This window comes from Blastococcus sp. KM273129, assembly GCF_021698995.1.
In the GTDB taxonomy this organism is placed as follows: Bacteria; Actinomycetota; Actinomycetes; order Mycobacteriales; family Geodermatophilaceae; genus Blastococcus.
On record NZ_SSXB01000163.1, the window covers coordinates 1 to 1321 of the forward strand.

Consider the following 1321-nt stretch of genomic DNA (forward strand, 5'->3'; position numbering starts at 1 on the left):
CTGTCCCGCCCCGGGTTCAGTGGAGGCTCGAAACTGACGCGGCGACGGTAGCCGCCGCGGGGTTGTGCCGGTAGAAGGTGTCCTCGTGCTCGGCCGGTGGAACGAGACCGAGTTCGCCGTGCAGTCGTCGGTGGTTGAACCAGTCGATGTACTCGGCGACGGCGATCTCGAGGTCGTCGATGCTCTTCCACGGACCCTTGTTGCGGACGAGCTCGGCCTTGAACAGTGAGTTGAACGCCTCAGCCAGCGCATTGTCATAGCTGTCACCGGTGGAGCCCACCGAGGCCACGGCGCCGGCCTCGGCGAGGCGCTGGGTGTACCGCACCGCGACGTATTGCACGCCCTTGTCCGAGTGATGGATCAATCCGCCGACGTCGCGACCGGCGCGCCGGCGGGTCCAGATGCCCATCTCCAGCGCGTCCAGCGCCAGATCGGTCCGCAACGACTTCGACAGCTGCCAGCCCACTACCCGGCGGGAGAACACGTCGATGACGAAGGCGGCGTACACCCAGCCGGAGAAGGTGCGGCAGTAGGTGATGTCGGCGACCCACAGCTGGTCGGGCCCGGTCGCGGTGAACGCCCGGTCGACCAGGTCCGGGCGGGTGTCCGGCCCGGCGCCAGGCACCGTGGTCCGCGGCCCCTTAGCCCGGCTGATGCCGCGCAGACCGCGGCGGCGCATCAACCGCTCGACGGTGCACCGGGCCACCCGATGGCCCTGCCGGCGCAGCTCGGCGTGCACCTTCCGCGCTCCGTAGACGCCGAAGTTCTCCGCGTGCACACGCTCGATCACCGCGGTGGTCGCCGCGTCCGTCTGTGACCGGGCCGAGGGTGGCCGGCTCCGGTGCGCGTAGTAGGTGCTCGGGGCGATCTGCACGCCGGCGTCCTTCAACGCCGCGCAGACCGGCTCGACCCCGAAGCGCTCCTTGTGCTCGTCGATGAACTCGACAACTACTTCAGTCGGCGGTCGAGCTCCGCCTGCGCGAAAAACGCCGACGCGGTCTTCAGAATCTCGTTCGCCCGCCGCAGCTCGCGGTTCTCCCGTTCCAACTCGGCGATCCGCCGCGCGTCGTCGGTCGTGGTGCCCGGGCGCACCCCGCCGTCGATCTCGGCCTGAGTCACCCAGTTGCGCAACGTCTCGGGGTTGATGCCCAACTGCTTGGCGATCCGCGCCAGCGCGCCTGCGCGGGTGGCCGGGTCCTGCCGGGCCTCCACCGCCATCCGCGTCGCCCGCTCCCGCAGCTCGTCGGGGTACTTCCTCGGTGCCGCCATGACTCTCATCCTCACGTGGATTGAGAGCCTCCATCAGACCCGGGGCGGGACA

Annotated in this window: 1 protein-coding gene and 1 other annotated feature; the gene reads right to left on the bottom strand. The window is 69.7% G+C overall.

Annotation, left to right across the window (positions count from 1 at the left end; genetic code table 11):
- Positions 1–16 precede the first annotated feature (16 nt).
- A protein-coding gene (locus tag E9565_RS21830) for an IS3 family transposase (protein WP_374201473.1) occupies positions 17–1269 on the bottom strand; the annotation gives its coding sequence in 2 pieces (ribosomal slippage) (positions 17–981 and positions 981–1269; 1254 coding nt in all).
- Positions 860–991, bottom strand: a sequence feature (AL1L pseudoknot). Its footprint overlaps the gene before it by 132 nt.
- Positions 1270–1321 lie beyond the last annotated feature (52 nt).